Annotated in this window: 18 protein-coding genes; 1 reads left to right on the top strand and 17 read right to left on the bottom strand. The window is 35.9% G+C overall.

The window, feature by feature from the left end:
• Nucleotides 1-317: 317 nt before the first annotated feature.
• Nucleotides 318-1,760 carry a capsule assembly Wzi family protein gene (locus tag GQR39_RS01840; RefSeq protein ID WP_165734658.1) on the top strand — a complete coding sequence of 481 codons (1,443 nt, stop codon included), beginning with the start codon at nucleotides 318-320 and terminating at the stop codon, nucleotides 1,758-1,760.
• 159 nt (nucleotides 1,761-1,919) lie between these two features.
• Here GQR39_RS01840 and GQR39_RS01845 read toward each other — a convergent pair whose 3' ends face one another.
• From GQR39_RS01845 to GQR39_RS01925, 17 genes are all read right to left on the bottom strand, one after another.
• Complete coding sequence (locus tag GQR39_RS01845) at nucleotides 1,920-3,086, bottom strand: nucleotide sugar dehydrogenase (protein ID WP_165734659.1); 1,167 nt, start codon at nucleotides 3,084-3,086, stop codon at nucleotides 1,920-1,922.
• 206 nt (nucleotides 3,087-3,292) lie between these two features.
• The gene (gene galU, locus GQR39_RS01850; RefSeq protein ID WP_165734660.1) at nucleotides 3,293-4,174 is read right to left on the bottom strand and encodes a UTP--glucose-1-phosphate uridylyltransferase GalU; all 882 of its coding nucleotides are present in this window, start codon (nucleotides 4,172-4,174) and stop codon (nucleotides 3,293-3,295) included.
• Between the two features lie 331 nt (nucleotides 4,175-4,505).
• A complete protein-coding gene (locus GQR39_RS01855; RefSeq protein ID WP_165734661.1) occupies nucleotides 4,506-5,462 on the bottom strand; it encodes a DHH family phosphoesterase in 957 nt (318 codons plus the stop codon).
• Between the two features lie 85 nt (nucleotides 5,463-5,547).
• Nucleotides 5,548-6,153, bottom strand: coding sequence for an adenylyl-sulfate kinase (gene cysC, locus GQR39_RS01860; protein ID WP_165734662.1), 606 nt, complete (start codon nucleotides 6,151-6,153; stop codon nucleotides 5,548-5,550).
• A 92-nt stretch (nucleotides 6,154-6,245) separates the two neighbouring features.
• Entirely contained in the window at nucleotides 6,246-7,976 is a 1,731-nt protein-coding gene (locus GQR39_RS01865) for an SLC13 family permease (protein ID WP_165734685.1), read from the bottom strand.
• Between the two features lie 77 nt (nucleotides 7,977-8,053).
• Nucleotides 8,054-9,460, bottom strand: coding sequence for a sulfate adenylyltransferase subunit CysN (gene cysN / locus GQR39_RS01870; protein WP_165734663.1), 1,407 nt, complete (start codon nucleotides 9,458-9,460; stop codon nucleotides 8,054-8,056).
• A 104-nt stretch (nucleotides 9,461-9,564) separates the two neighbouring features.
• Nucleotides 9,565-10,473: a sulfate adenylyltransferase subunit CysD gene (gene cysD / locus GQR39_RS01875; protein WP_165734664.1), complete on the bottom strand. Its 909-nt coding sequence runs from the start codon at nucleotides 10,471-10,473 to the stop codon at nucleotides 9,565-9,567.
• Between the two features lie 311 nt (nucleotides 10,474-10,784).
• Entirely contained in the window at nucleotides 10,785-11,654 is an 870-nt protein-coding gene (locus tag GQR39_RS01880) for a glycosyltransferase family 2 protein (RefSeq protein ID WP_165734665.1), read from the bottom strand.
• Between the two features lie 3 nt (nucleotides 11,655-11,657).
• Nucleotides 11,658-12,563: a glycosyltransferase gene (locus tag GQR39_RS01885; protein ID WP_165734666.1), complete on the bottom strand. Its 906-nt coding sequence runs from the start codon at nucleotides 12,561-12,563 to the stop codon at nucleotides 11,658-11,660.
• Between the two features lie 129 nt (nucleotides 12,564-12,692).
• Nucleotides 12,693-14,465 (bottom strand): glycosyltransferase family 2 protein, encoded by a 1,773-nt coding sequence (locus GQR39_RS01890; RefSeq protein WP_165734667.1) that lies wholly within the window; start codon nucleotides 14,463-14,465, stop codon nucleotides 12,693-12,695.
• Complete coding sequence (locus GQR39_RS01895) at nucleotides 14,462-15,826, bottom strand: hypothetical protein (RefSeq protein WP_165734668.1); 1,365 nt, start codon at nucleotides 15,824-15,826, stop codon at nucleotides 14,462-14,464. The genes GQR39_RS01890 and GQR39_RS01895 overlap by 4 nt, the downstream gene beginning before the upstream one ends.
• Nucleotides 15,827-16,050: 224 nt before the next feature.
• Nucleotides 16,051-18,279 carry a glycosyltransferase family 2 protein gene (locus GQR39_RS01900; protein WP_165734669.1) on the bottom strand — a complete coding sequence of 743 codons (2,229 nt, stop codon included), beginning with the start codon at nucleotides 18,277-18,279 and terminating at the stop codon, nucleotides 16,051-16,053.
• Nucleotides 18,280-19,311 carry a hypothetical protein gene (locus GQR39_RS01905; protein ID WP_165734670.1) on the bottom strand — a complete coding sequence of 344 codons (1,032 nt, stop codon included), beginning with the start codon at nucleotides 19,309-19,311 and terminating at the stop codon, nucleotides 18,280-18,282.
• 3 nt (nucleotides 19,312-19,314) lie between these two features.
• A complete protein-coding gene (locus GQR39_RS01910) occupies nucleotides 19,315-21,333 on the bottom strand; it encodes a rhamnan synthesis F family protein (protein ID WP_165734671.1) in 2,019 nt (672 codons plus the stop codon).
• Nucleotides 21,333-22,400: an HAD family hydrolase gene (locus tag GQR39_RS01915; RefSeq protein ID WP_240918162.1), complete on the bottom strand. Its 1,068-nt coding sequence runs from the start codon at nucleotides 22,398-22,400 to the stop codon at nucleotides 21,333-21,335. The genes GQR39_RS01910 and GQR39_RS01915 overlap by 1 nt, the downstream gene beginning before the upstream one ends.
• Nucleotides 22,401-22,551: 151 nt before the next feature.
• A complete protein-coding gene (locus GQR39_RS01920) occupies nucleotides 22,552-23,565 on the bottom strand; it encodes a hypothetical protein (protein ID WP_165734672.1) in 1,014 nt (337 codons plus the stop codon).
• Nucleotides 23,558-24,736 (bottom strand): sulfotransferase, encoded by a 1,179-nt coding sequence (locus GQR39_RS01925; protein WP_165734673.1) that lies wholly within the window; start codon nucleotides 24,734-24,736, stop codon nucleotides 23,558-23,560. Before GQR39_RS01925 ends, GQR39_RS01920 begins: the two co-directional genes overlap by 8 nt.
• Nucleotides 24,737-24,738: the final 2 nt, after the last annotated feature.

The raw sequence follows: 24,738 nt of genomic DNA on the forward strand, positions 1-24,738 counted from the left end.
ATCAAAAGCGAGGTACAAAACCTCACCTACAGCATATGCTTCCTGTAGGTGCGAATTTACTTCGCGCTCATGTAATTTAACTCTACCAAAGCGAGGTATAAAACCTCACCTACAATATACACACCCCGTAGGTGCGAATTTACTTCGCGCTCATCTAACTTAACTTTACCAAAAGCGAGGCGTCAAACCTCACCTACAACTTACATACACCAATTACCAACCACTAATATATCGCTTTTTTCTTCCTTACTTAGGCGTTTATTGCTAACCTCGCGTTAACGTTTTTACTTAAACAAATTTTTGCTAACGGAATAATTATGCTCAAAAAAATATCACTGTTTATCGGGATGGCAATCAGTGCAAATGCTGTTGCTAAAGGTGGCGTGTCACCTTATTTACCTTTAAATCAAGCCCCAGAACTTGAGCACTTAGTACAACAACTTTTAGCAGTAAGCAAAAATACACATATAATGAGTAAGCCTTATAAATCTCACGATATCTATCGAGTACTACAAACTATAAAATATGATTATCCTGAACTTTATCACACCCTTACTTATCAAATTAATCCTTATATACAATCAAGCGCAACCACTCTTGCGAAAGTAACTTTATCAGCAGGAACGAATGAAAAAAACATACCAAATCAACGTGGTCAAACAACAAAAACAAACCTAATAGTTGAAGGTGGTGCTTATTCTAATTTTGGTGATTACTTCGGTATCAGTGCTGTGGGTATAGCCAACGAGGATGAAATATTACTAACGCAAAGTATCATGTACTTAGGCTTCAAATATGCACAACTCGATATCGGTTATAGAGAGCATTGGTATTCACCTTTTAACAGCAGCGCAATGTTACTCAGTACACAAGCCGAAACAACTCCATCTATATCCATAAGTAATGTAACCCCCATAACTAGCTTTAATATTCGATATGACATGTTTATTACTCAACTCTCTGAGCAAAGAGGTATTTTAAAAAACAAAAGAGCGGAAAACGCAGAGGATCGAGAATATGAACCCGGGAAACCTTACTTATTCGGCCTACATACTAGCTTAGCAGTAACTGACAATCTGACTGTTAGTTTAAGTCGTCTCATGCAGTTCGGGGGGGGACCAAGAGATGTGTCACTAAAAGATTTTGCTGAAGGTTTTTTTAGCCCAGGTACCAAAGATAATGTTGGCGAAGATGACACAAACGACGTTAACTTTGAATTAGGTGATCAACTAGGTGCTATTGCTTTTGAGTATTCAGACACACTTTATAATACCCCCTATGAACTATATGCCGAAGTAGCATTAGAAGACACTCTTGGAGGGGATCGTAATAATGCATATAGCTTTGGTTTATTTCTTCCATTTATCAGCGATAAACACAGTTTACGTATCGAACACAGTAACTGGCAAGAACTTTGGTATGCCAATGGCATATACCTAGATGGAAATAGAAATAACGGCAATGTAATTGGCCATTGGGCTGGTGATGAGCATATCTACGACGACTACGTTGCAGCTAAGGCTGTTAGCTTAAATTGGAACTGGCAATTAAATCGAAAAGAGAGTCTACAAACTACATTCCGTGTTTTAAAAAACAAAGGTGATGATTATACGACCAGTTATGAGTTACAAGTAACTTATAATAGAAAGCTTTCTAGAGCAGTTTGGGGAGCTAAAAGCTGGGGTGTGGATTTTTATGGCGGTGAAGATGTATACGGTGACTCATTTGCTAAATTAGGTGTTACTGCCAACTTTAATTAATAACAGTAGTCATTAGCCTTGCACCTAAATTACAGTAGCGAGTTAAAAGTGCGGCATATCTGCCAAATCATAGTCGCATTATATAAATAAAAAACCCCGTACATACAGTTACGGGGTTACATAAATATCAAAAAATAAGAAGATAATAGCCTTTATTGGTTAATCACTACCAAACAAATCGCGCGTATAAACTTTGTCTGCAATATCACTTAGCTCTTCAACCATGCGGTTTGAAACGACAACATCAGATATCTGCTTAAACTCATTTAAGTCTTTAATAACACGTGAATGATAAAACTCATTTTCTTCAAGTACTGGTTCGTAAACTACTACCTCAATACCTTTCGCTTTAATGCGCTTCATAATGCCTTGAATGGCAGAGGCTCTGAAGTTATCAGACCCTGTTTTCATTACTAAACGATACACGCCAACCACTTTAGGGTTGCGTTTAATTATTGAGTCCGCAATAAAGTCTTTACGCGTCGTATTAGCATCTACAATTGCACCAATAATATTATTAGGTACATTTGCATAATTAGCTCTAAGCTGCTTTGTATCTTTTGGTAAGCAGTAACCACCATATCCAAACGATGGGTTATTGTAATGATCACCAATACGTGGGTCTAAACTAACACCCTGTATAATTTGCTTACTGTTTAAACCATGTGCTTCAGCGTAGCTATCAAGCTCATTAAAATAAGCCACACGCATTGCTAAATAAGTATTTGAGAATAACTTAATAGCTTCAGCTTCTGTTGAGTCGGTAAAAAGTACTTCAATATCTTCTTTGATAGCACCTTGCTTAAGAAGGTTAGCAAACACACTAGCACGTTCACTTTGCTCACCTACGACAATGCGTGATGGATATAAGTTATCGTGCAGCGCTTTACCTTCACGTAAAAACTCAGGTGAAAATATTAAATTACTAATACCCAACGTCTCTTTAACATTTTGCGTAAAACCAACTGGTATCGTCGACTTAATAACCATAACCGCATTTGGGTTATGTGCTATTGCATCTTTAATTACAGCCTCTACTGAGTTTGTATTAAAGTAATTGTTTTCTACATCATAATCGGTTGGTGTAGCAATTATTACAAAGTCTGCGTTTTTGTATGCTGCTACTTTATCAGTCGTGGCTGTAAAGTTTAAATCACTGCGCGTTAAAAAATCACTAATCTCAGTATCAACAATAGGCGATTGCTTATTGTTTAAAAGCGCAATTTTATTTTCGTCTATGTCTAATGCAACCACTTCGTTGTGCTGTGCTAGCAGCATAGCGTTAGAAAGGCCTACATAGCCTGTACCTACAACGGCAATTTTCATTTTATTCCCTTAAAGTTTATAGTTTTAATCATTTGAATTTTACCAGATACCTAAAGTAAAACGAATAAACAACTCGTTCAATTAATTTGTACTTAGATAAACATTAATAAACATTTAAAAACAATCAACCTCACCTTAGAAATAACTAAAATAAGGCTGTTTATCTAAACTTATAGTTAGTAAATAATTTACTAAGCGTATTAGTCCTAGCTCTTTACTTGAGTTAAAAACTCATTGAAGTCTTTACCTAATTTGTCATCACGCATTGCATATTCAACAATAGCTTTAAGATAACCAAGCTTGTCGCCACAATCATGCGAGCGACCACTCATATGAAATGCTTCTACAGTTTCTTGCATCATTAGCGCATCAATCGAATCGGTCAGTTGAATTTCGCCACCAGCTCCAACCGGCGTTTTAGCTAATAAAGGCCATATATTTTTACTTAAAACATAACGCCCTACTACTGCAAGGTTTGAAGGTGCGACATCTTCATCTGGTTTTTCAACCATTGTTTTAATTGCAGCACTTTGTCCTGGAGTAAGCTCAACACCACTAATATCAGCAATGCCGTATTTACTTACATCTTCGCGCGCAACAGGTTCAAGCATAATTTGGCTAGCTCGAGTCTCATTAAAACGCTTAATCATCGCAGCTAGGTTTTCAGTTTTTTGGTCCGCTGTATAAGCATCTAAAATAACGTCAGGGAGTAATACTATAAAGTCATTATTACCGACGATAGGTTTAGCGCACAAAATTGCATGCCCTAACCCTTTCGCTTCACCTTGGCGTACACTCATAACGGTCACATTAGATGGACAAATTGAACGTACTTCATCAAGTAATGCACGCTTTACACGCTTTTCAAGCGTCGCTTCAAGTTCATAGCTTGTATCAAAGTGGTTTTCGATGGCATTTTTAGAGCTATGAGTAACCAATACTATATCTTTTATACCCGCAGAAACACATTCATTGACGATATATTGAATTAATGGTTTATCTACAATTGGGAGCATTTCTTTTGGAATTGCCTTGGTCATAGGTAACATACGTGTGCCTAGCCCGGCAACCGGTATAACAGCTTTCATGGGTAGTCCTTTATTTTATTTAAATTTAGTATTTTTACTTAGCAATTTGAGCTTATATGTAAACTGAATAAAAATAACAGTTGAGTAATAAAAGTTAATATAGAGAAGACGCGTATTTTGTTTTTATAATTACTTAAAAAGTAGATATTGCACATCAAAATCTTACGCTTATACCCTTTAAAACAATTTTTACCACCGAGAACACCGAGGCGCTACACCGAAAAATAATAATTACTTATCCTTGCCTTCTCTGTGCCCTATTTGGTGATAACTATTACTTACTTTGTAAGTGTTCACTTTATAAATAAGATTTAGAACTCATCTAAATACATTACTTATAGTAACCTACTAGCTCAGTTATAAAGTTTGAAAGTTGCGCCTCTGGCAGCTCATTAATTCCAGCAGCAGCCGCTCGTCCACCACCTGTTGCAAACTTACTACATATATCAACAGCTCCCTGCTTATTGCTAAGCGGAGCACGTACACTAACAGTGTAACTTCCTTTATTATTGCTTGTAACAACACCATGCGCTTTAGTAGGAGCTTGGTTAGCTAAATCATTGCCTAATACACCACTAACTCGACGTGCCCAAGGTTCATCATCTAATAAAATAACTTTTGCCGTATTACAATCATGTAGGACTTTGGCCCCTGCGGCTTTCTTCATATCAGCTTTATAAGCACGCTCTAAAGTATAGTAAGCAGAGTTTTCATCGTTTATGGCATCTAGTGGCGATTTATATTGCAAAAGCTGCTCATAAAGATCTTCAGGAGCAAAATGTAAATCAGCAACTTCACTACCGTAACCGTTATAATTAATATACGTACCAAATGCTTTTAGCTGCGATTTTTGCAGTGCAGTCAATTTTAACTCATCAGCTTCTGCATCAGCCTTTGCAAATAAATTATCACCATATGCAGCCGTAATTGCCCATAAGTGAAATTGCTTATCAAGTAAATTACTCACAATTAAACTGGTGCACATATTCGCATCCAGATCTATATGAGGAAATAAATTAGCATGATTAGGGATGTCACCTGCTTTGTGATGGTCAACATACATAACCTTAGCGCCTGCCGTTAATGCATCGTGAAGAGCAGGCATATTTTTTTCCATTGAAATATCAAGCACACGAATACAGTCGCCTGATTGTGGTGTTACTTTTTTTAGTAACTGAATATCACGCTTAACCCCAGTTACTTTAACTGTGTCTGTCGGATTAGCGAGTTGTAACTGAAGTAATGCGATAATACCATCAGCATCACCATTAAAAACATCGTATTTCATAATAGTCTCAAAGTCAGAAGTCAAAGCACTTTGCTTCACTCAGCGGTTAATATTTCAATTATTCTGGTATCTAAAATCTGAACACCTATAATTTTATAACTTCTTTTTCTTTTAAACACTGAATGATCTGTTCAACGCTTTGATCAATACTTTGCTGCGCTGTTTTTACATGTATCTCTGGTGATATTGGTACATCAAACGCAGAGCTAATCCCCGTAAAGTTAGGTATTTCACCAGCCCTCGCTTTTTTGTATAAACCTTTAGGATCACGGCTTTCACATACTTCTATTGGGGTATCAATAAACACCTCAATAAACTCACCTTTAGCCATAATACTGCGAGCCTGGGCACGATCAGTTGCAAATGGAGAAATAAATGCAGTCGACACTATTAAGCCAGCATCAACAAACAACTTAGCAACTTCGCTAATACGACGAATATTTTCAATACGGTCTTCATCGCTAAATGTAAGCCCTTTATTTAGGCCCATACGAACATTGTCACCATCTAACAAATAAGTATGGCAGCCTAATTCAAATAATTTTGATTCCACCGCATTAGCAATAGTCGACTTACCTGAGCCACTCAATCCCGTATACCAAAGCAAAACCGGCTTATGTCCTTTATGACCTTGCTTTTGTTCTCGTGACACCGTTTGCGTGTGCCATACTATATTTTCATCCTGGCTCATTAATATACCTTACCTTTATTCTTATACGGTCCGAGATAACCTCGCACCGACGTAATATAATTTAAAATGTGACACTATAGTGTATTACATGTCTACTTAAACGGAAAAAACACCGGAATACAAACTAAAACAACCACGGCATAAACAACACTGACAGGTAAGCCCATTTTAACAAAGTCATTTAATCTATAATTACCAGCGTTAAAAACCATTAAATTAGTTTGATAACCATAAGGGCTTATAAAACTTCCGCTTGCAGCAAAAGCAACTGTCATAACAAATGGCAGTACATCGACTCCAAACCCCAGTGCAATGGTATAACCTATGGGAAACATTAACGCGGCCGCCGCGTTATTAGTAACAAACTCAGTCATTAACCAAGTCGCTATATAAACAAAAATTAAAGCAATATATACATAGCTCGGATCGTTAAACTGACCAATAAAATCGCCTAATGTACCTACTACACCAGAATTAACTAATGCATTTGAGAGCAAAATTGCCGATGAAACAACCAACCAAATATCAACCGGAAAACGTCTAACTATTTCATTGGTTGTTAAACTACGAGAGAATAATAATCCTCCAAGCAATAAAACTAAGCCTTCTAGTAAATCTATGATGCCAAAAGCAGCCAGCACAATAATTGCGATAAACCCACCAATAGACAACCAAGCACGCCACCCATTAATTCTTGATTCAGGTTCAACACCAGAAAGTACTAAAAAGTTTTTATTAATATTCGTTCTTGTTTTGTAGTCTTTGCCAACAGCTAAAACCAAAAAGTCACCTGAACGAATAATAACATCCCCTAGCTTTCCAGAGACTTGCTCACCATCGCGTCTAATAGCAACTACACCGGCATCAAATAACGCCCTAAACCCTGTTGTTTTTAAGGTTTTACCAACAATAATACTTTCCTGCCTAACCACTACTTCAGTTAAATTACTATTTAACGTACCGTTTTTTTCAGCAAAAATCTCTAAACCTGTAAATTGTCCAAGCTGAAGTAACTTAGTTATTTCTCCGCAAAATATAAGCCTATCAGAGCAGTGTATAACCTCCGAAGGAGACACAGGGCTAATTAAATGCCCCTCTCTCACTATTTCAACCAGAAACAATGACTCTAAATGCCTCAAACCATTAGCTTCAACTGAACGTCCTATAAGTTCAGAGTTTTCAGCTACCTTAGCATCAATAAAATACCCTTCAGATGTCGCTTTTGTTTGCTCAATACTGGGTAACATATTTGTACAAAAATACATAACGACACCACAACTAACAACTAAAATAGCCCCAATTGCTGTGAATGAAAAAAACGACAGTGAACGTCCAGAAGCCTCAATATACATTGAGTTAACAATCAAATTAGTCGAAGTTCCGATAAGCGTTAAAGTACCACCTAAAATAGAAGCATAGGAAAGAGGTAAGAGTAATTTGCTCGAAAAGTGGTGAGGATTGTTTCGTATAGGAGAAAGTAACGTAGCAACAACTGCTGTATTATTTAAAATAGACGAAAAGAGTGTGGTAACTCCAAATAACCTAAACCAAGTAGAATGATAGCTACTTACAATTATTTTAGATGCTACAACCCTTAACAAACGTGTTTTTTCAAGTGCTAAAGAACACAATACAAGTAAAATTAAAGTCACTAAACCAGGGTTTGCAATGCTTGTTAAAAATTGTTCTTTAGTGACCAAATCACAAGCTATCAAAGCAATAAGTGTCGCTCCAAAAACAGCGACAGGCCTTCCTTGAATAACAATTAATCCAGTAACCGTAAGTGCAAAAATAAAAAGCGTTAGATAAGCATCTAATGGCATAATTATAGTAGCCATCCATAGTTAATAAAACAAAAGTGCGGGCTTAAAAAGCCCGCAATGCTTAAAGCATGAGCAATCTAGCGGATTACTTTTGCATCCCAATGAGGGAAATGCTTACGAACCAATGCATTAAACTCAACTTCAAATGCAGGATGAGCGCTTTGCGATTTATTTGTTTTAGCATCTAAAGGTTTACGTATCATCCCAGCACCAACCGTTACGTTAGTTAAGCGATCGATAATAATAAACGCCCCTGTATGCTTATTAATATCATAAGCATCAAATTGTACAGGTGCTGTTAAAGCAAACTGACAGTTACCAATCTCATTTAAGTTTAACTGCGACGCCTCTTTTTGTTCTAGTGTATTCACGTCAACTTTATAGTTAACAGCTTCTACATGGCCAAAAACAGACTTACTGCCAACTTTTATTTCATATTCACGGTCAACTTGTAATGCTTCTTCAGTCATCCAGACCACATCAGCTTCTAAATTAGCAGATGAATGAGGTTTTTGATGAGGGCGCACTAACATATCCCCACGGCTTACATCAATTTCATCTTCAAGCGTTAGCGTAATAGCCATACCGGCTGAAGCTTTTTCAAGGTTGCCGTCAAAAGTAACTATTGATTTAACTTTGCTTTCTTTACCAGAAGGTAGTGACGCAACGGTGTCTCCCACTCTAATATCGCCAGCAGCTATAGTGCCACTAAAGCCACGAAAATCTAAATTTGGACGGTTAACATATTGTACTTGTAGTCTAAATTCGTCATTTTTAGCATGTGTAACTGACACCGTATTTAAAAGCTTCATTAACGTAGAGCCTGGGTACCATGACATCGCTTCACTTGCGTTTACTACGTTATCACCACGTAGTGCCGAAATTGGTACAAAACGTATATCATCAAAAGATAATTTTTCAGCAAACTCTCGGTAATCTTTTTTAATGTTTTGATAAACAGATTGCTCGTAATCGACCGCATCCATTTTATTAATAGCAATAACTACATTCTTAATTCCTAACAAAGAACAAATATAGCTATGGCGACGTGTTTGAACTTGCACACCATGGCGAGCATCAATCAAAATAATTGCTAAATCACATGTTGAAGCGCCCGTTGCCATGTTACGAGTATATTGCTCATGCCCTGGCGTATCAGCAATAATAAATTTTCGTTGATCAGTTGCAAAATAACGATATGCTACATCAATTGTAATACCTTGTTCACGCTCAGACTGAAGTCCATCAACTAAAAGTGCCAAGTCAAAATCATTATCTGTTGTATTAAAGCGTTTTGAATCTTTTTCGATAGCAGCCATCTGATCTTCAAAAATCATTTTGCTATCGTAAAGTAAACGACCGATTAAAGTTGATTTACCATCATCTACACTACCGCACGTTAAAATACGTAGCATATCTTTGTTTTCGTGAACCTTTAAGTAAGCTTCAATATCGGTTGCAAGTAAGTTTGTATCTTGTGACATAATTTTCTCTGAAATTTGGTTCGTAATAGGTTAATAACAAGCAGTTATAAATACATTATTTAAAACTTAGTCATAACTTGTCTCTGAAAACTTCTAACGTATGGTTAGAAGTAACCTTCCATTTTTTTCTTTTCCATAGAACCAGCAGAATCGTTATCGATCACTCGGCCTTGGCGCTCAGACGTAGTACAAAGCAGCATTTCTTGGATAATTTCAGGTAATGTTTGAGCTACAGACTCAACAGCTCCTGTTAATGGATAACAACCTAGTGTTCTAAAGCGAACCATTTTTTGCTGAACTTCTTCGCCTTCTTCAAGCTCCATACGTTCATCATCAACCATAATTAATGTGCCGTCACGCTCAACAACAGGACGTTCCTGTGCAAAATATAACGATGGTATTTCAATACCTTCAAGGTATATGTATTGCCAAATATCTAGCTCAGTCCAATTACTAAGTGGAAACACACGAATGCTTTCACCTTTATCAACTTTGCCGTTATAAACATTCCAAAGCTCTGGGCGTTGATTTTTAGGATCCCAACGATGATTTTTATCACGGAATGAATACACACGCTCTTTAGCACGAGATTTTTCTTCATCGCGACGAGCACCACCAAATGCAGCATCAAAACCATTCATATCAAGTGCTTGCTTTAAACCTTGAGTTTTCATAATGTCAGTATGCTTAGCACTACCATGAACAAATGGGCTAATACCCATCTCTAAACCTTCAGGATTTTTATGAACAATCAAATCAAAACCATGCTTTTCAGCCATCTGGTCTCTAAACTGGATCATTTCTTTAAATTTCCAATTTGTATCTACATGCATTAGCGGAAAAGGGATTTTACCTGGATAAAAAGCTTTACGGGCCAAGTGTAATAGCACCGAAGAATCTTTACCTACAGAGTAAAGCATTACCGGATTATCAAATTCTGCGGCTACTTCACGCATTATATGGATTGACTCTGCTTCGAGCGCTTTAAGGTGGGTTAACTTTTCTTCATTCATAACGTTTATTCATATCCTAAATTATCAAAATCCATTAAAGCCGATTATGTCATTACTTTCTTCGGCTAAATTAAAACTATTATGTAGCCCTATTCTAAATTCAATTAACGCCACATGCAATGTGAGTATATACATATAACATTATATCATCGATAAAGTGCTTTTCATTCTTTAAAGAAAAGAAGAGTCACTCTTATACTCAGGTTCCACTACAATAACATCTAGCTTAAATTTTTTGTTAGTGTAAGGCTTAATTAAAAGAGAAACTATAAATTGGTTGTATTAAAATCTCTAGAACAACTATTAAACTACTACTTCCAATGCTTGTCATAAGGGCCTTTTCTCCCTATCAGACCATCGTAAATGCCTTTTAGCATAAACCCAAAACGCTTACGTCTATTCTTTTGCATAATAGAATTTAAAAAAAAGCGTATCGGCATAAAAAACAAACACCTTACTTTCCAATAATTAGGAACGTAAGCTCTGCGGCTCAGCAACAGAATATTTCTAAACTGATAATACAGCCTAATTGGGGCACCAACTTTATAAGTTATCCCCACAAATTTACTACGGGAGTCACCTAAACGATGAATCATTTCTATATTTTTGGCCTTAGCAATATCAAAACCCATACTACGGGCGCGCCAGCACCACTCATGGTCAACGCCATCAATAAATAAAGACTCGTCTTTTAAACCGATTTCATCAATAGCACTTAAATCTATCATCATCCCGGATGCAATAATTTGAGTAACCCCGACCAGCTCATCATATTCAAAGACTTCTTTTTGAACCATAGGGTTCACTTTTTTGTCCGAAAAACTACAACGAATTCTAGGCCCAATAGCAACCACATTTTGCTTCACCTTATTAGATGCCTTAAGCAAACTACTTAGGTTAAACACCATATCGCTAGGTATTAGGCTATCTTGGTCAAGTAAAATGGCATACTCACAACCTGCTTTTAATAAATATATTAAACCTGCGTTATGCGCTGATGCGATCCCAGAGTTAGAAGAGAGATGTATATAATGGTAGTGAGTAATAATTTTACTAAAATCGTGAGGTGTTGGACTATTATCAACAATAACCACCTCTTCTGTTTGACCGTATAAACGAGTTAATAAACGTTCAACTAAAGGCAAGTCTGGCTTATATACAACTAACACCGCACCAATCATAATTTAGTTATGCTTCTTTAAATTAAGTAAAAAACGGTCAGCCTTATATGCCAATTTTATTATTTCAGAGGGCATCATACGCAATGCTAAAACAAATAAGGCATAGCAATAATTTTTAATCGACTTTTGTGAAAGTAGATCCATAGCAAGTAATCTCGCTTTAAATTCATTTGCCGATTTACCTCTGCCACGCCTTTTGTAAAAACCATTAATGCGTCTAAAATGAAGTAATGGTTCTTTTACATTGGCAAATTTGCAGCCATCATTAGCCAAAGTAATCCATAAAAAATAATCTTGGGTATTACGCATTGCCTCTAAGTAACGGTGTCCACGCTCAAATACACTATACCTAATTGCAACTGTAGGATGATTTATTGGACAGCGACGAGAAAATGCCAATAATAACTTAGAATGGCTCAATGGAAGTCTTCGAATACCCGCTTTGTTACCTTGCTCATCCACTTCCCACAAGGCCGAGCCCAATACATCAACATCATTATGCTTTTCTAACAAGTTAATTTGCTTTTCAAAACGGTGTAAAACACATATATCATCAGCATCCATTCTAAAAAAATATTTAGGCTTTAAAGGTAAAGTAAAATCAATTATATGATTCATACATACACTTAACCCTTGGTTTTTTATTCCATGTACAAGAGCTAAATTAGCATGTGCTTTTTCAGCGTGTTTTAAATAAATTGAAATATCATCCGACACTTTACCGTCAATCACTATCATAAAAAGATCGGGTGGCATTGTTTGATTCAATACACTTTCAACGGCTTGTTTAACCCACTCTAGGCGATCATTTATATAAACAGACATACCACAAACCACACTCACATCGCTTGCAATTGGGTTAGTAGAATGTAATATAAACTGGCTATTGGTTGTCAAAATAGGAACCATACTCTCTCTATAAAAAGATAAAACAACTCAAATAAACAGTCATTTACAAACTAGAAGCAATTTTAGCTTACTTTAATTAAGCACACAAAAAACATAACGAATAATAACGCTACTTTTACTTTTTATTAACTACCTAAAAGGCTTAATCGCAAAATTTTCACGTCTACGGGTTAAATTAGGATTATATGCAGGGTCGTTAGCAATAAAATCACACCATGTAGTTTGCAAGTAGTTAAGCTCAGCATTAAAGCGTCGTACTTTTTCAGGCGTATCTTCATGCCCGCGCGATACAGACTCATGATGGTACAAAACAGCTTCTGCACAATATAGGTTTCGTCTACCTAATTGCAGTACCTTTAAACAAAAATCAACATCATTAAAAGCTATTGCTAGCTTCTCTTCGTTCAAACCACCCACAGCCCAAAAATCATCAGTCTTAACAAGCAAGCATGCAGCGGTCACCGCACTGTAATTTTGACTCGCAACCAAGCGGTTCATATAACCATAATGATCGCTTGGGAAATACTTATGCCCATGCCCGGCGCCGCCCCCATAGCCCATAATAACACCGGCATGTTGGATACGATTATCTGAATACAACAGCTTTGCGCCAACACAGCCTATATCTTCACGCATAACATGGCTAACCATATTCAATAGCCAGTCAGGTTCGATTACTTCAATATCATTATTAACTAACGCCAACACATCGCCATTTGCTTTTCTAGCTGCAAAGTTATTTATGGCCGAATAGTTAAATTCTGACGGATAATTAAACACCTTTATTTTTGAATGCTTGCTTAACTCATTGAAATATTTAATGCAGTTAGGATCATCTGAAGCATTATCAATAAGCAAAACTTCATAGTTATCATAAGTAGTTTTACTTAAAATCGAGTCAATGCAGTTTCTTACTAAATCCAAACCATTACGCGTAGGAATAATAATCGACACTAATGGTTTTTTATCTAAATGCCATCGTAAATAAACACTCGGTAACCCTGATGGTACAACACTCGCAAATGAGTCATATAAAGCACTTAACTGGCTTTTAGCATCACTAAAATCAGGTAGTGTAGGTTCTCTTGAAAGTAATACCTGAGCTATATGTCCAACCTTTAAATTAGGATTTTTAAGATGACGAGTACATACGTATATACTCAACATAAATTTATTGAGAGGAAGCTTTTCAGCATCAAAATCTCTTAACTGTTTAACCCAAATACCCGAACTAATATAACCGTTAGTCAGCTGTAAATCTGGATTCCAACTAGGTTTAAAATCAACAAACTCTCTTTTTTTATCCTTGGCACTTAATAAATCAGTATCAACATAAGTCAGCTCGGTTGGTTGCGACAACTCTGTAGCAATTACAAACCCTAAATACGGGTGTAACACATCACCAGCGTATACAAAAAAACACGGCTCGTTAATTATTTTACTGGGCAAACTCGGCTCTCTTAACGAACAAACTACATTTAAATTTAATTTGCTATTTAAGTTTAAAAAATCACTAATATCGCTTTTATTATTATTGTGGCAATACACAACTATATTTACAAATGGGGTATGCTGATCACTTATACTGTCAAAGGTATCAAGTAATTTACTAGGACTGTAATCTGTTACGCAAACTATTAACGAGCAACCACTACTATTTATATTGGAAAAGCAATCAACTTGCTTTGTAAGATAGCTACTATGTTGGTGAATATAATCGGCGTAAGAACGCTCCAGCTCATCTAAAGTTTGTAATTGATAGAGCAAACCGCTTTTGTGCAAATTGCGACTATAAGCAGCCACTAAACCTGGGTGTTGCTTTGCTTTATCAATAATACTAAGAGGTAAAATACCGATGAATGCTTTTAGCGTTTTTACTAAAGCCTTTCTTAATATTTTCACTTGAGGATCTGCTTTTCTGTATTGGCGTTATCTATCTTGCGCTCATACAATTTAATTTTTTTGTTAATTAACGGCCCATTAGGCCTTAACTTTTGTGCTCTTTTCATAAACATATAAGCTAACCCAATATCATGATTTTTTTCTGCAACAAAGGCCAGCTCTCTTAATATATCTACATCACTAACATCATCACCTAATCGAAGTGTATTTCTTAGTCTACTAATATCACCTGAATTTGGAAGCATAAAAGGAAGCTCTTCAGCATTCGTAGTTTTACCTAGTAAGCGCTTTATAAAATTTATCACTTGTGTTTTATACATATATTTATCCGAAATATCAGACAGCTTATATTTTTTAATAAAAGCCTGCCCATATGTGCCAGTGTAACAAGAACGATAACTAGAAAGGTAAAGTGCATTACAAATAGATTTATAAACCTCTGGTGCTTTGTGATCTATATAGTTAGCCACCCGATTAAATTCTTCTACACTTAACTTTTGATTTTTGTATGGTTTTTGCTTCGCATTATGGACATCATCTAATAAGCCTTCAAATCCAAAAATACAGTGTTTGCTCTGCACTTTGTTTAAAAAACACACAGCTTGCTCTTTATATAGCTCATATATTTTTGGCTCAATAAGAGAAAAAGGCCCTAAATCACTTTTAAAGTTTTGTAAAATTTTATCAGCTTTTAATGCTAGGCTATGAGAGCAAAACTGGTTTATCCATCGCTTAAACTCTAAAGCTTCAAAGCTATAAGAAGGATTAATACTTTTACTCGTTATCAGTGGTGGAGTAACATTTAAAATACTATAAAAATCGTCAATAATGCTCCCTCCTACAAATGCACTTTTGCTATATGCACGTAAAATAAAATGGCTAGCGCCAATTTCATCTAAAATAGCCTCAAGTTTAGTTAAATAAAACTTAGGCAACTTCGGGAGGTTTTTAATAGGGTCTACTTTATGATGCCTTTTTACCGACTGATTATATAAAGATTCAAAACTATCTAGTGGGTTACGAATATAAGCTATAAATATCGCATTAGGGAACGCACAGCTCACCTCTTTCATATTTTCAAAGAAAAACTCTGAGCTTAACAGTAAGGTATGCATGCTCAGCTTTTCACAAAGGTTGATTAGCTTATCAATCTTATCTTTATTAATAGAACGGCCTGAACTAGCTGTAGCGTCATAGATACTATTTAAATTGCCTGAACTGATCCCATTTACATCAGTAGTATGCTTTGGATAATAAATTCCATTTTCAGCTAAGCGTTTCCTATCATGCTGTAAACAATACTGTATTGCAGAGGTCCCTGTTTTAGGAGGACCTATATGTATAACTACCTTAACTGACATTAATAAACCTTAAACATAAATTAAAAGCTAAATAGGTTAGCTCTTAACTCTTTTTATCTTTGCTAATTAAATTCGAGATAATTTTTTCTTCTCTACCAACAATATAACTTTATAAACACTGCATAATTGGTTTTTTAATGACTCAATAACATGATGAACACTATTAATACGCTCCCCATAAGAGGTTAACGATACAATCAAATTACTCACCTTCTTCCCTGCAACTACTTATTCGTTGACTGTTGCTTAATCTGTAAAAGTTGCTCTAATTTTTTATTAATTAGCGGCCCCTTAGGCCTTACTTTTTTAGCCAATAGAATAATTTCAATTGCTTCATCAATATCTTGCTTTTGCGCATCATTCGATAAGTTAATAAGTAAATCAACATTTTTAGGGTCTGCCTTAATAAGCTCTGCTCTATAGCTTTTAAAAGCCCCCATTACTTTATCGTCAAAAACCCCTGAAAAAAGCCTTACCATTAACGGGTAGTCTTGCAATAAATGTTTATTCAAGTTATCAATTGACGCTTTATAGCGCTCACTAACAAAATGCTCAGCGACTTTACTTAACTTACCAATCGCCATGGCATCAACAAACTCTTCAAAGCTAGCTTGATACTCTGTATAAACTTTTTCATTTAGCAGTACAGAACTGGATTTGCTTGTAAGCTGAGGATAACCTCTTCGATTGCTTTTATATGCAAACGTATCACCAGGACGCCCTCGATAAAGTAAAGAGATATACTCATATTGAGAGCGATGAGCTCTATGATAAATAAAGCTTGATTTCAACGAATTAACACTTGAATCTAAAGCTTGTTTAACCTTTTTCTGTGGTTTAAATAGCGATTCATCAACTAGCATAGTATTAACTTGATCTGTAAAAAGCGGTAAATGATGACGAAACTCTTTTATAGCAATATTCACAGGTAGTAAGGTCTTAACTAAAGGCGATAGGTTACCTGTTAACGTGGGTGGTATTTTGCTAAAAGCTTCAGCCGTTGGTGTACAGTCATTAAGCCACTCAAATGCAATAGGAGTATCAGCAGGAAATCGTTTAATTAAATCATGAATAGACGAAGTTAATTCATCAAGTATTAAAAACTCATCAATATCTAAAAAGAAGATATGACTATACCCGCCCTCTTTTTGGCATTGATATTTAGCATTAGCATACGTAATAAACTGAATATGTTTGTGGGCTTCCACCGGACAACTATCAATCCAATCAGCATAATCCCATGTAACATTCGGGTACTGCTTATTAATCGCATTTAATACCTGTTCACTGTTGTCAGACGTACGATTAATAAAAATTTCAATTTCATCAAAGCCAACAAACAAGTGATGATGAACCCACTCAGGAATATAAGCGGCTTCATCCTTAGCAATTGCTACTAATTTAACTTTATGACCCTTATTGTGATTAGAAGTTAAACTTCGCATTTTTTTTAGATTATTTTTATAAACTGTTATTGCACGATTTACGCTATCAAGTGAGACATTTTTAAAAACTTTATTAATTGTATCCAGCTCAGCTCTAGGAGCACTTTCAAGACTTGCAAGTGATTTATAGTATCGCTGTTCTACAAATAAGCGGGCCTTAGCCAAAATATCTGCTAACTGGTATTTACTTAAAAAACTATCGTATTTAGATCTATAATCTATCAAAGTAGTTTTACCTACTAAAAAGCTTTCGTTTATTTGTGCATTTCTATAGTACCCATTACGGTTATCTTTATATATGGAGCCTGAACCCAACTTGGCCCCGCGTCCAGATAAAAGTAAAGAAACGTATTCCATCTCGCTTCTATACATTCTGTGTGTTATGAAAAAAGGTTTTAATTTTTCACTTGGGTTAACTCTGTGGCTTTGACCTATTTTGAATTCAAAAACAGAACCATCGGCGAGTCTATAGTCTGCATTTTTAATATTTACATTATGTGGATTCAAAGCTCTCAATTGCTTGTTAGTTTTAACCAATGACTTTACTAAAAAACCCTTTCTCCCTTTAACTTGCTCTTGAAAGCTAAAGGAAAAAGAATCTTTTTCGTTCATATGGATAAACCATTCAAATGATATAACGTCTGCATTAATCTCAGACAGACATTCATGCACTGTCGTTTTAAAATCAAATGGAGTCCAAAATTCATCGATATCTAAATATATTAAGTGTGTATATTCAGAGTTTCGAGCCCCATCATATGCTGCTATATATGCATCGCGTTGAGGCGTTTCAGAGGAGCCATCAAAAAACTGACTCCCATCTAAAAAATTAACATATTCAAGGTTTTTTAAAGCAGCAGCTAATTCCTCAGTATTATCTGAAGTATTATTTACATAAATATCTATTGCATCAAAACCAAAGTGCAAATGATGGAATATCCATTCGGGCAAATACGCTGCTTCATCTTTAGCTATAGCAACTAATTTAACCTTAAAGTCATTAGCCATTTAATTTCCCTTTTTCAATAACTGTAAAATCATATCCATTTGAATTGAATTAAGATCTTCTAGTTTTTCAATTTTTCTTTTAAGCAATAATAACTCTTGATCAGAATCGTTTTCCTCACACCTTAAGGACATCACCTCAAAGGGGAGAGTTGGAAAGAAAGACTTATGTAATTTAACATTTGAAGTTTCAAATTTATCAAATAATTTTATCTTAGATTCATCAGATAAATCGTTTTTATATTTTTTAGTTAAGAGTGAAGCAGAATTGGGGGCCGCATTAATCAAAGTGTTTTTTACATTCTGATCGTGCTTAGTTTCATAAATATCATAAATCTTAGCAAGCGAGTCACATAAAGCTGAGCTAACCCCTGTATTACTTGTATCAATTTTAAAGTTTAAATTAGTTTTATCAATCAAAGCACGAGAGCAAAAATCTATTAGTAGATTATTGTCAATCAAGTAATCACTTATCATGGGAAATACATGGAGCTTGCTTGTAGGATAATATTTCTTTAATTGGCGCGCTATAAAGTAAAAATCAGCAAAACGTGTTTTACTCATTTTTTCAATATATGCATCGAGGTTGAGGCCATCTTTATGTCCCCATTGCTGCCATGCGGCCTGCATTAATGAGTCTTGTCGTCTTACATAATAAACAATCCGAATATTATTAAACCTATCAGCAAATAATTGATGGATTGCTTTTGTATTTTTTGAAGCAATACCATTAATTAAGTTTTCGGCAGAAATAATTACTCTTCTACAGCCCAACTCCTTAGCACTTTTAATTAAATCATCTAACTTTTTAGATAGCTCATCTATCGATATACTGCCACTTTGTACCTGTGCAAAATAATCTCGAGAGGTATGAGTAAAAGTAAAATTATATTCATCATGACAAGGAAAATTAAAGTTTAGGTCGGGTAAAAAAACTCCACGTTTTTTAAATATCTCTCTATTAGCATAAAGAAAATCTTGTATTGTGGTCGAACCACACTTTGAATGCCCTGGATGTAAAACTAAATCAACCATTTACTACTCACCTAAAAACGGAAAACGGCCAAAATCACTGACCAGCGGCCCCCACTTGAGGATCTGCGCTTCATCTAAACTTGAATCACCCACAAATGGATTTTTAAACCCGCCTGCGTGCCATTTATCTAATGGGTTAAGAATATGCAAGTTTTGCAATCCAAAATCGCCCGGTATTTGTGCATCAGCAACAGCGTTATCACCAACGTGAATAAAACTTTGTTTTGCTGGTAGGCTCTCTTTTATATGCTGCCAAAGAGTACCGTTGTCTTTACGCTTACCCAAGTTACTTGACACCAATAACTCAAACCCAACACTGACCCCCACTTTAGCAAGCATTAGCGACACCTGGTCTTGCGTATAGTAAGTATCAGAGGCAACAGTTACCCGTTTGCCACCTATTATAAGCTCATTAAATAGATCTATCATTTCGTCTTTAGGCACAATCATATCTAAATCATAGGCAAATTCTTGTTCGGCATACTGTACAGCTTGCTCTTTAGTCCAGCCTAGTTGGTTTGCCAAGTATTGATATGTTTCAAAAATATCAACGTCGCCAATAAAGTTTTTTTCTTTTCTAACTTCAAACTCAGCGTTATTGCGTGCTTTAACAAAGCTATGGGCATCACTTACTGTTTTACTTTTTACAAGAGACTTCCCGAGTAATAACTTAGCATAATCTGGGGCGTGATACTTGCGCCTCACTAACGTATCAAATACGTCAAAGCTAATATGATCAAATGCACCAAGTTGGTGGCGTAAATTCTCTTGAGTGTTGACGTATTGGGCTAAAATAAAGCTATTATCAAACGTTAACTGTCCCGACTTTGGATAGTAATATAGTTGTTTAAAGCCGTTTTTCTCTACCAGTAGACCAAGCATTCGCTCAAGCGCATGAAGTTCTGAACCATCATTAGGGAGCGGCTCGGCAGGGAAGTCATCATACTTATAACTTTTATCTAAAAGCTGCTTTAATGCATCAGGCCTTGCCCAAAACATACCACCGGCAGGGTAAGATAAAAAGTCATCACTTAACTCTATATCCCACTCTTTTGCTATTGTTTGTGCATGAGGCTTATTTTTCAGCCAATGATTAACCCAATCAGGCATCATCCAAAACGAGGTTGGGTAATACATACCACTTTCAGGGTTATCGTTAAAATGGTTAAGTACTTGCTTAATAACATGCTGGTCTTTTAACAAATACTCACCTAAGTAATCTGCCCATTGCGTTTGAGCTCGACCTGAGTACAGGGACTTTTTAGAGTGCATATGGCAAAACAAATCATAGCTTTGTAGCTCGCTTGCAAACTCAACAAGCATAGGTCCAAAATTTCGACCATGGTTAGGCACTACTTTTACCGTCACGTTATTTACTTTTGCACAAGCTTCGAAATCATTTGTTGCTTTTTTAGCAAGTTCATCACTAGCCACACTCACAAAAACATCTACTGATTGTGGAAATTTAGCCAAAGCATCACAGTAGTAGTCAATAAATTCACCATAAAAAACATGAAAGCACATTGCTATTTTTAATGAGGTAGCCTCACCATCGGCAGTGCTTTGTATTGCTTTTGGATGCCATTTTTGAGTTGCTGGTAGCGATGTGCGCCCTTCTTGCTGGCCGTGATTTAAATAATGGACTAAAGCATGTTCGCCTTGTAAATAAATGTCTGTATTACATTTGTAATAAAGCTCTGTATCAAAATTTGGGCTTGGGTTTACACAGCTAAACTTTCCTTTATGCAAGTAATCTTCAAACGCTTCAAGCTCACAGCTAAATGTACGACACTGCTGCGCGCTATACCAAGCGTAATCAAATAAACCGGCCTGCTTAGCTCTACTTAGCAAATATGAAATATCTTTAGTTGTGTACCCTTTATCATTAGCGTTTAACTTAGCATACTCACGTGTTTGTATACGCTCATCTACTCGCTTTGCTAATTTAAATAGTTGTGGCTGGCTTTTAACAAAGCTAAATACACCCGGCATCGTTTTTTTTATAAGTTGTTTATTTATCATTATGCTAAACCAAAAAATTGTAGTGCATTGACGGTACCATTACCTGTCACGTCATCGTCAATATCAAATATATGCTTAGTGCTTCTGGGAATCATATTAGGTTTGCTTAAATAATTATTTAGTAGCAGCTCTAACTCATCACTATTAAACTCTATTTGATGCTTACCTGTATGGTGACAATACTCAAGTGCTCCAGCCATAACTTGCTCTAATTCATAAAAGTAACGCTGTGATGACACCTTGCGCCCATAGTAAAAATCAAACGTATTTTTATCAAATGTATTAAACCTAATACCTCTAAACTGCCCGAAAGGCGCTGTTAACAAAGATTCCAAAAACATAGAACGATCCAATGGCAGGTATCCCTCGCCTAACTTCACGCCTTCTTTTAAATAGCCTTTCATTGTTGCTGTGTTATCGGCTATGCGATGTTCTCCAGGTTTAGAAGATATTAGATAATGACCAACCGTGTCTTTATTCAATAAAATAGTCAGTAATGACTGAATAGTACCTGAGTAACCTAAATCGACTAAATGAAGTGTACTTTGAGCAGTAACACCTAATGATGCTAAATAGGCTAAATAGGGTTTTTTAATATAAGAGATAACATTATCTAGTAACTCTTGGTGCTGATTTAAAACAGCTATTATTTTTTTTCTGTCGTGAGGTAAATATACAAGTTCCTGGATGATATCTTTACTAAATACTTGCAGTATTTCTGCATTTGAAAGTAAAAAACGCGTGCGCATCAAGTCAAAAAAAGAGCCATTAAAGTCACCTTTTAAAGAATACTCATAGCTCCTGCTATCACTCAAAAGTAATTTAAATAAGAAGGCGCGTGATGCTAGTAAATAACAACTATTACCTTGTTTGTCACTACCCGATAAATACTGTTGGTAAGCTTTTTCGAGCCAATACCCTTCCCTAGCAAGAAAGAAAAGTGGGGTGTTTTTAGGTGTGTCTGTTGCTAAGTTATGCGAAAAGAAGCTCAGCGTAGGGCCCATAAACGAAGTGCCAAAAGACGAAAAACGAGCTTGTGAAATTTGCAGGTCTGCAATACTTTCCATTTTGATTAATACCATGATAGTTAAAACTAAAATATATTCATCGGAATTCAATAGCCACTTTAATTACAGCAACTTTTCATCCTTGAGTCGAGGGAGCTATTTTATGTTGTGTACTAGAAATAGTAAACCACAACTTAAACCAGCCAACGGTTTACTTATACCCTTTTAAAAATAATGTATAAATAATTTTAATAAAATCAAACTGTGTTAAAAAAGGTGTTGATACAGTTTCTCTAAATGGATTTAACTTTACTTCGTCCATAAATAACACTTGCCTATTAGGCATATATTTCTGGCACATTCTAGCATTAGAACTTTCGTAATAAGCCATAACTTCGTTGTATTGCTCGATAGTCATTAAATGTGATGGCTGCGGCTTTAACTCAATATCAATTATCTCTTGGGCAAATGTTAAAAAATCTAGCCTCTGTTGACCAGTAATATGCGTCATTCTTGCATTAGCTAATCGAGCGAACTCTAACATTGGATTGCTCCATTTTTCGTTAAGCTTTGCCTTAGCTAAATCCAGTCCAGAAAGCTCTGTAACTCCAATAGCCGATAAAAAATTAAGCCTTATATCGTCACCAATAGATGATTTTTCGTAGGGAATAATTTTAATTGAGTCTTTATTAAAAAAGCTTGCCCAAAGATCAATAAGCTGTTCATAGTCATATCGCAAAGACTGTGACTGGTACTGCTCCATAACCTTTTTAAAAACTTTGGGGCTACCCGCTTTAATTTCAGTTGAATATGATGATTCAATATAATCAGCTTGAGGTCTGAGATAAATTATTATCTCTGGCGTAATACTTAACTTTTCAAAAAAATTACTTATGTATTTTAATGCATTCTCTCTTAGCCTTGAACTAAAATGCTCAGCACTCAAAACGATAGTTTTATTTGGGTGCTCATTAATGCACTCTTCTAGTTTATTCCATAAAAAGTCAACAGGTTGTGTTACAGGCCCTAAAAACTCCATATGACGCCCTCCATTATCAAGAGGATGCACTGAATTAACCAGGTCAAAATGAGCATCTTTCCTAGAACCTAAGTTAGGATATACGATACCTTTAGTAAGTAAGGCCTGTCTATTTTGTGACATAAAGTGCTGAATACTGGTTGTACCTGTTTTTTCAGTACCTATATGTAAAACTACTCTACTCATTAAACTCTTCCTGCAGGCTGCGATTTTTATAATATGAATTACTGTAACTATAGTTTTGTAATGTCATTTCTTTGTCGCAATACTCTCTAAGCTCTAGCAACTGTGTTTGACTCCAATTAAACTCTTCTAAAGACTTTACTTTCGAAGTAGATATAGACGTTTTCTCTGGCCTATCTGAAGAAGCTAGCTGGGTAAAAAGGCGCTTTTTCTCGCCCTCCGTCAATGTTAAAAAATTACGAAGCTTACCTACTACTTGCTCAGGGCTATTGGCCATATCAAACTGATCAACTTCAACGAACCAGTCATTGCGTTTTAATAATTGGTTTATTATTTGACGAGATTGCCTCCATGCTACAAATGTTTGACGCCACTGTTTTACATGCTGTAAAAAACTAACTTTAGGGAATTTAATAATTCGAGACTGAATATTTTCCATTGCCCTTCTTTTACAAAAAATAACTTTGGCATTAGGCCAAGCCATTAACGCAAAAGGTAAACTTTGCAGCATTGGTATTCCTGGCGTTTTGTCTAAATGTATACTGTTACCGTAATACAGCTTATATATTCTTCGGAGCATATTCAAATGCTCTGCAAGCAATACTGTTTTAGGCACAGCGTTTACCAAGTTGCCATTAATACCTGCTGTAATTGACTGCTCAAAAAACACATCCGTGCCTTGTAAAGCTTTAGTGATTCCCTCGATTACATGTGATTCACCATGCGCATGGGCTCTCAATGCTTTACGGCATGCCTTACCTAATGCGGAGGTGCCTGAACGAGGTGAGCCTACAATAAGTAAAACCTTATCTGGCAGCTCTATAGGTTGTATAAAACCACGAAATATCAGAGTCTCTTTTGAGTTATTACTTATATGCACGCTAAAGTGATAATCTGTTGTTATAGCTTTTTTGATTAAGTTAATATCAAATCTAAATACGCTCTTATTAGCAGCTAAACCTAACTCTTCATGTAGCTTATGTGCCAAGGTAGATAATATCTCCACCCCGCTCTCAAGCTCTCCTTGTAAGTTTCTAACAACTAAAGTATCAAAATTTTCGTCAACAACTACGCGCCCACCAAAGGCCAAATCTGCATACTCTAAAGTACCAACTTTAGAACCTCTTATATGGCCAATTTCAGGGTTGCATTCTTCAATATAATAACTGTGCATAT

This window comes from Pseudoalteromonas sp. C8 (assembly GCF_011378685.1).
GTDB lineage: Bacteria > Pseudomonadota > Gammaproteobacteria > Enterobacterales > Alteromonadaceae > Pseudoalteromonas > Pseudoalteromonas arctica.